This window comes from Clostridium cavendishii DSM 21758 (assembly GCF_900141845.1).
Lineage (GTDB): Bacteria > Bacillota > Clostridia > Clostridiales > Clostridiaceae > Clostridium_AG > Clostridium_AG cavendishii.
In genome coordinates, this window is the sequence record NZ_FQZB01000009.1 from 275916 (window position 1) to 284556 (window position 8641).

6 protein-coding genes and 1 other annotated feature are annotated in these 8641 nt (G+C 28.8%); all 6 genes read right to left on the minus strand.

Going from position 1 to position 8641, the window contains the following annotated elements; all coding sequences use genetic code 11:
* Positions 1-3 precede the first annotated feature (3 nt).
* Positions 4-192 carry a hypothetical protein gene (locus BUB01_RS11530; RefSeq protein WP_072987566.1) on the minus strand — a complete coding sequence of 63 codons (189 nt, stop codon included), beginning with the start codon at positions 190-192 and terminating at the stop codon, positions 4-6.
* Positions 193-328: 136 nt separating this feature from the next.
* Positions 329-2974: a valine--tRNA ligase gene (locus BUB01_RS11535; protein ID WP_072987569.1), complete on the minus strand. Its 2646-nt coding sequence runs from the start codon at positions 2972-2974 to the stop codon at positions 329-331.
* 265 nt (positions 2975-3239) lie between these two features.
* Positions 3240-3453: a binding site (T-box leader), on the minus strand.
* 149 nt (positions 3454-3602) lie between these two features.
* The gene (locus BUB01_RS11540) at positions 3603-4532 is read right to left on the minus strand and encodes a DUF6414 family protein (protein ID WP_072987572.1); all 930 of its coding nucleotides are present in this window, start codon (positions 4530-4532) and stop codon (positions 3603-3605) included.
* Positions 4533-4640: 108 nt separating this feature from the next.
* Positions 4641-5918, minus strand: coding sequence for a beta-barrel domain-containing protein (locus BUB01_RS11545; protein ID WP_072987575.1), 1278 nt, complete (start codon positions 5916-5918; stop codon positions 4641-4643).
* Positions 5902-8055 carry a peptidase domain-containing ABC transporter gene (locus BUB01_RS11550; protein ID WP_072987578.1) on the minus strand — a complete coding sequence of 718 codons (2154 nt, stop codon included), beginning with the start codon at positions 8053-8055 and terminating at the stop codon, positions 5902-5904. The genes BUB01_RS11545 and BUB01_RS11550 overlap by 17 nt, the downstream gene beginning before the upstream one ends.
* A gap of 74 nt (positions 8056-8129) precedes the next feature.
* Positions 8130-8641: calcium-binding protein (locus BUB01_RS11555; RefSeq protein ID WP_278337132.1), on the minus strand; the 512-nt coding region annotated here is incomplete at its 5' end.

The following is an 8641-nucleotide window of genomic DNA, read 5'->3' on the forward strand; positions in this document are numbered from 1 at the left end:
TCTTTAAATTTTAATAACCTTTTGTACTATGGTTTCTATTTTATCAGCCCCTAAATATAAAATTATAGCTGAAAATATAATAAGCCCTATTATAATTTTTGAAAGCAACTTAATTAAGCTTTTATCTCTTATATTTTTCTTATCATAAATCTTTTTTATCTTTTTTAATTTATGTATTTCAAGATCATTCATTTAATCACCTCAAAAAATATTATATATTCAAAATTATACCATAACGACCGTATTTTGTTTATCAAATTATTATAAAAAACCTCTTAATGTTGATAATTACCAACATTAAGAGGTTCAAAACTAATAATTTAATATTTTATTTCATTAAAGCATTTATTCTTTCTTCAACAGCTTTATACATTTCTTTATACTTTTCACCCTTAGCTTTTTCTTCTGCAACTACTGCTTCTGGAGCTTTAGATACGAATCTTTCATTATTTAACTTCTTTTCTACTCTATCTATTTCTGAAAGTAATTTAGCTTTTTCTTTATTTAATCTTTCAAGTTCTTTTTCTCTATCAACTAAATCAAGAAGTGGTAAGAATAATTCTCCGCCCTTAACTACTACAGAAACTAAGTTTTCTTCTAAGTTTTCTTTACTATCTAGTAATACAACTTCTGAAGCTGAAGCTAACTTTTCTAAATAAGCTTTACCATTTTCGAATGCAGCCTTAGCATCTTCTGATACATAAGCCATTATCTTAGCTTTTCTTGAAGGTGGTACATTCATTTCAGCTCTTAAGTTTCTTAAAGATTTTATAGCTTCCATTATAAAGCTCATATCTTTTTCAGCTATTTCGTTATTTAAGTTTTCATCATATTCTGGCCATTTTGATATAGTTATTGATTCATATTCTGCATCTAAGTGAGTATAAATCTCTTCTGTTATAAATGGCATTACTGGATGTAATAATTGAAGTCCTGTAGTTAATACTTTGTAAAGCACGTTAAATACTACACCCTTCTTAGCTTCATCATCACTATATAAAACAGGTTTAACAAGTTCTATATACCAGTCACAGAATTCTGTCCATAGGAAGTCATAAACCTTTTGAAGAGCTATTCCAAGTTCAAACTTATCCATGTTTTCAGTTACTTCTTTAACTAAAGTATTTAGTCTTGAAAGTATCCATTTATCAGCTAAGCTATAATCTTTTGAATCCTTATATTTATCCATAACCTCTCTATCAAGGTTCATCATAACAAATCTTGAAGCATTCCATATCTTATTTGCAAAGTTTCTAGCAGCTTCTACTCTTTCTGGATAATATCTAAAGTCATTTCCAGGAGCATTTCCTGTAAGAAGCATAAATCTTAATGCATCTGCACCATATTCTTCAATTACTTCTAATGGATTAACACCATTTCCAAGAGATTTACTCATTTTTCTTCCTTGAGAGTCTCTTATAAGTCCATGGATTAATACATTTTCAAATGGTGATTTTTCCATGTTATGAAGTCCTGAGAATATCATTCTAGCTACCCAGAAGAATATAATATCATAACCTGTTACAAGTGTTGACGTTGGGTAGAAGAATTCTAAATCATCAGTTCTATCTGGCCAACCTAAAGTTGAAAAAGGCCATAACGCTGAACTAAACCAAGTATCTAATACATCCTCATCTTGTTTAAGCTTTGTAGATTTACATTTACTACAACAAGTAGGATCTTCAATTGATACCATTATTTCTCCACAATCTTGGCAATAAAATACTGGGATTCTATGTCCCCACCATAATTGTCTTGATATACACCAATCTTGAATATTTTCCATCCAGTTAAAATAAGTCTTCTCAAATCTTTCTGGAACAAATTTTGTTTCTTTATTCTTGATTACATCTATAGCTGGGCCTGCTAATTCTTCCATTTTAACATACCATTGCTTAGATATTATAGGTTCTACTACAGTAGAACATCTATCATGAACACCTACATTATGAGTATGTGGTTTTATTTTAACTAAAAGACCTTGTGCATCTAAATCAGCTACCATTTGTTTTCTAGCTTCGTATCTTTCAAGTCCTTGATATTTAAGACCAAGTTCATTTATTATTCCCTTATCATCCATGATTCTTATTTCACGAAGTCCATGTCTCTTACCTACCTCATAATCATTAGGATCATGAGCTGGAGTTATCTTAACAGCACCTGTTCCAAATTCAAGATCTACATATTCATCAGCTATTACAGGTATCTCTCTATCTGTAAGAGGTAATTTTAGCATCTTTCCAACTAAATGTTTATATCTATCATCATTAGGATTTACAGCAACAGCAGTATCACCAAGCATTGTTTCTGGTCTAGTAGTTGCTATTTCTAAAAATTCATCTGATCCTACTACTGGATATTTTATATGCCAAAAGCTCCCTTCTTGTTCTTCATATTCAATTTCAGCATCTGATAATGCAGTTTGACATTTAGGACACCAGTTAGTTATTCTATTTCCTTGATATATATATCCTTCATTATAAAGCTTAACAAAAACATGTCTTACAGCCTTACTTAATCTTTCATCCATAGTAAATGCTTCTCTTGTGAAATCAGCTGAACATCCCATAGTCTTAAGTTGGTTTCTTATTATTGCTCTATATTCATCTGTCCATTCCCATACTTTTTCAAGGAAAGCTTCTCTTCCCATTTCTTTTTTCTTTAAGCCTTGCTTTAATAACTCATTTTCAACCTTAACTTCAGTAGCTATACTTGCATGGTCTTCACCTGGAAGCCATAAAGTACAATAACCTTGCATTCTCTTAAATCTTATAAGTGTATCTTGAAGAGCATTATCAAGAGCATGACCTAAATGAAGCTGACCTGTTATATTTGGTGGTGGCATTATAATTGTATAAGGTTTTTTATTCTTATCAATTACTGGAGTAAAGTACTTCTTTTCTTCCCACATTTTATTAAGTTTTGCTTCAAATTCTTTTGGATTATAAGTTGTTGCAATATTTTTCTTTTCCATAATAAAATTCCTCCTAAAACATTATTTATCTTATCCTTAGATGTAAATCTTCAAAACTATCTAAGTTAGAATATAATCTCTAAAATAAAAATCTAAATATTTGATTTAACTATGTGAACTTAGGCAAAAATAATAAATTTAAGTAAACTCCTACTCATTTCATTCGTATGAGTAAGTTCGAATTAACCAAATTAAAATTTGGATTCTTACTTATAGATATATAAGTAAAAATATTATTCTAGAAATAAAAAAAGAGTCTACATCCAAAAAGGACGAAGACTCGCGGTACCACCTTTATTCCCACAAAATCATGGGCTCTTATTCTATAACGACACGACTGCCGTCTTTACCTACTAAAAATTCAGCAAAGAAGCTCAAAAGCTACCTTCAAACTTGTAAATATAGAAAACCTTACAGCCATGTGCTTTCCTCTCTTAATACTTAACTTAAGTTTTACTCCTCTTTCTCACTGCTAATTTCAAATATTAAATTTATATTAATATTATAATATTAATATTATATCTGTCAAGTGAATTATCAAAAATCTCCATATATTCAAGTGAATTAATCCCTTTAGCTATTTTAGAGATTACTTTCTTTGAAGTTTCAGGTTCTAAAAGCTACTTAGCTATACACATATACTTATTGGTAATAACTCTACTATATTTCCCTCTAACCTAATCCTAGGCATTTTAGGAACTATTATCCCTTTACTTTCCAAAGCCTTCATTAACGGCTCAAAAGAAGCAATTAACTTTTCATAATATTCATAGCTTGAAGCCTTCCTAAATAAACTTATGTTTTTTGATACACTTAAAACCTTCCCCATTATCTTGCAATTGCAATTTACTTTATCATATATATATGCATCATTATTCATAAAAAATTTTGTATTTACCGTTAAGATAATTATAGTATTCCCTTTTACTACTATTAAATCTTGGGTTCCATTTAAGGCTAATATGTCTCTTAAGCGTTTTTCCATATTTAATATTGACGAAAAATTCATATTTCCCTTAAAATCTTCTTTAATTAAACTATTTAAGTATTCTTCTCCATAACAATTTATAATATCTATTATTATATCTAAATATGATAATACTGAAGTAGTTGTTATTGTACCAGTTACTTCTATAAAACTTCCTACAATTATATTACTATTTATAAGCTGGGACTCACTAGGCCTTGTAAGCATATTATTATTGGAAAGAACATCTAATATCCTATTATGAAATGTGAATATTGTATATATCTTTTTTACTTCCTCCTCAACCCTCTCACAATCCCTCTGCTCTACCCCAGTATCTCTATCAACAGATTGTTGATTACTACAAGCTTCTGAAGTATTTTTCCCTTTATAGCCCTCTCTTTCATCTCTAGCACTCCTTTCTTCTCCAAATAACTGTTGCCTATTTTCTAGATGTACTCTCCCTGTTAATGCTCTGTCATATGTAACTTTGCTAGTTCTTATCTCTATATAACCTTCTAACATAGAAGAACATAAATTTTTAATTAAGCCTTCATCTAAATATATAAAAACATCAAAGATATTAGCCATGTCCAATTCCTGCCTTTGAAAATATATAGTAATACATTTATATATAATCATATAGAAATAAAAAAAGAAGTCTTTTATTAAAAATGAGACTTCTTTTTTCCTCTTATTTTATTTTGTAAATGTGTTTTTCACTGCATCTTTAAATGGATCCAAGAAGTAATCTAAAATACGTCTCTTACCACACATAATCTCTACCTGTGCATTCATTCCTGGTAATATTTTTAATTTCTCATCTTTAAATTCTATATACTGCTTATTAAGTTTTATGTTTACCTTATATACACCACCTAGTTTAGGATCTTGCATAGCATTATTAGCAATATAATCAACTTTACCCTTTATTACACCATATTTCTGATAAGAATATGCCTCAAATTTTAGCGCCACCTCTTGTCCTACGGTAATCTCTGATATATCCCTATTAGCTATAAAGGCTTCCATTATCATTTCAGTTTCTTCTGGTATAACTGTAGCTACTAGCTTATCTGGAGTAACAGGTATTCCAACTGTATTATAATTTAATGTACTAATATATCCATCTACAGAAGATATTATTTGTGAACTTGTTTTTTGATTTTTTAGTGATTCCAACTGAAATTCTAAATTTTTAATATTTTTTTTCTTTTCTATTAACTCTTGTAATATAGAATTTTGTCTTTTTGATTCATTTTCTTTAATTCTTTGTTTTTGATCATCTATGTTCTTTTGTATATCACTTACAACTTTCTCTTGAAGATCATACTCTTTTTGCGAATAAGTTGCTTGCAATTCAGTTTCTTTATTTTTCTTATCATTGTCTAACTTATTCTTTAAATCATCTAACTTCTTTTTTTCTTGATTATATTTATCTTGTATTTCATTTAAATTTCTTTCATCACTACTTTTACTCTTTTGATATAAATCAGCTTTGCTATTTTTATAATCATCATAATACTTTTTTAGTGACTCACTTACATTATTAAAATCTATACCTTCATCAAGATATTTACCATTCTTATCGTTTAAAAGAATTTGTTCTTCTATCTTAGCATTAGTAATATCTGTCTCTAACTTTGATACCTGTATATCCAATTCTTTAGATTCTAAATCAATTATAACATCACCCTTTTTTATAGCCTGCCCTTCTTTAACTTTTATTTCCTTTATCTTTCCCATAGTAATTGGCTGAATCAATTTAACATCACCATTCGGAATTACCTTACCAGTTCCAGAAACAACTTTATCAACTTTTCCAAAATAACTAAACATAAAAGCTGCCACAATAATAAATGATACTAGTAAAATAAAAAAGGTTCCTAGGGGTGACGGAGGAGTTTCTATAGCTTCAATAGTATCAGGCAAAAATTCATAATCTAGCTTATTTTTTCTTTTAGTCCATCCTAACACTAATATCACCTCTACTTTGTTGCATATATAAATTATAATATACATCTTTATTTTGCATAAGCTCTTGATGTGTTCCCATTTCAACTATTTTTCCTCTATCTATAGATATGATTCTATTTGCATCACTTAAAGTTGATAATCTATGAGCTATAATTATAACAGTCCTACCTTTACATATTTCCTTAAGATTATTCTGAATTATTCTTTCCGATTCATAATCTAATGCTGACGTAGCTTCGTCAAATATTAATATTCTAGGATTAGTAATCAGTGCTCTAGCTATTGCTAGTCTTTGTTTTTGACCTCCTGATAATCCAATACCATTTTCTCCAATAACAGTATCATATCCCTCTGATAATCTACTTATAAATTCATGAGCTCCTGCTACTTTTGATGCATTTACTATTTCAGACATGGTTGCATTTCTTTTGTTAATAGCAATATTTTCCCTTACACTTCCAGTAAATAAGAAATTCTCTTGCAACACTACTCCAATTTGCCTTCTTAACCAAAATTGATCAATCATATTTATATCAATATTATCAATTAATATTCTACCTTCATCTGCTATATATAGGCGTTGTATTAATTTTGATATTGTACTCTTTCCAGAACCACTTTTACCAACAATACCTATTATCTCTCCACTTTTTATCTCAAAACAAACATCTTTTAATACTGGCGCTTGTCCAGCATTATAACTAAAGAATACATTTTCAAACTCTACTTTCCCCTGCATATTCTGAACCCTTATTTTTTTAGTATCTATAGAATCTTCTGTTGGAGTATTAAATATATCTCCTATTCTATTTAAAGATACACCTGTCTGTTGAAAATCATTCCACATTTGAACCAATCTTAAAACGGGTTCACTAACCCTAGATGATAACATTCTAAAAGCAACAAGTTGTCCAATAGTTATACTATTATCCATTACAAGAATCGCCCCATACCATAGTATAATCACATCCAATATTTTTTGTATAAACTGAGCAACATTAGATGCATAATTTCCTAATATAACAGTTTTAAAACTTGCTTTAGCATATTTAGATAAATATCCTTCCCATCTCCTTTGAAACTCATCTTCTAATGCAAAAGCTTTTAATGTTTGTGAACCATTAACAGACTCAACTAAAAATGATTGAGATTCTGCCCCTCTATAAAACCTTTCATCAATCCTACTCTTAAGTAATGGAGTAATGATTAAAGATAAAGCTGCAAAAACAGGTAATGATAACAAAACTATTATGCTTAATGATTTACTATAAAAAAACATGATTATAAAATATACAAAAATAAATGATACATCTAATATAGAAGTAAGAGGTGCTCCAGTTAGAAACTGCCTTATATTATCTATTTCTCTTACTCTTGCAATAGTATCTCCTACCCTCCTTGATTCAAAATACTTTAACGGCAATCTATATAAATGATTAACTAGTCTTGAACCAAGTATAATATCTATTTTACTTGTAGTATGTGTAAAGATATAAGTTCTCGAAAGATTAAGAATTATATCACATATTAAGACAAAAACTAGTATAGAACATAAAACATTTAAAGTTGATTGAGTCCTATGTATTAAAACCTTATCTATTATCACCTGCATAACCATTGGCATTATAATAGATAGTACTTGTATCATTAATGATGCTAACAATACAACAATTAAAGGTTTTTTAAATTTCTTAATAGTAGGTATAAACCACTTAATATTAAACAAGCCTTCCTTAACTTCATTGATATCCTTCTTTAAAGCTATAACTTCGCCACTCCACCTTTTATTAAATTCAAGTAAATCTAACTTTTCTGTTTTCCTTTCTTTAGTATTTAGCAAAGCCATACTATCTCCAACTATCTTTAACACCAAATGATATTCATCATCTATTTTAACTATAAAAGGTGTTGATGAATTTTTAAGTTTTTCTAAATTATATTTCTTCTTTTTTGCTTTAATCTTCTTATCCTTAAGTGCTCTGACAATCTTATTATCATTAAACATCTCATTAGGACTAATATATTTTTGTATTAATTCATCCTTCTCTACTTCGATACCCAATATTGTAAAAGTAAACATTAATGATTCTAATCCAGTATCTATAACCTCATTATTTATTTCTTTCTCATTTATCATCTAAATTCCCCTTAACATTTTTCAAGTTTTGGAAACTCCTTTATTCAAGCTAAAGGAGTCTCCATACTTAAATTTTAATAATTGTTACTTAAATTAAATAGATATTTATCATTACTTGAGTTATTCATATTAGAAGGTTGATTTATATTAACCATCCTACTATCACTAATCCCACCTATTGTTTCTATTGATTTTTCTAATGCTACTTGATAGTTATTTACTGATGCATAAGCCTTAATACCCTGCTTTTTATTGTTTTCAAGTACATCTTGCACTCCCTTTACATCTAATTCCTTATTATCTGAAAACTTTATCTTTTCTAATGAAAAGTATCCGTTCTCAAAATATCTTGCTACTTTTATGCTATCCTTTGTTCCATTAACTTCTATTATTAAGTCTGTATTTGATATTGTTAATGTTACTTCATTAAAACTCAAATTTTTCATTAACAATACATCTATATCTGAACCTGATGATGAACTGTTATCTATTATATCTTGCCCATACCCTTTTCCGAATACATACGTGTCGTTTCCTACTCCTCCATCTAAATAATCATTTCCAATTCCACCATCTAAAATATCAT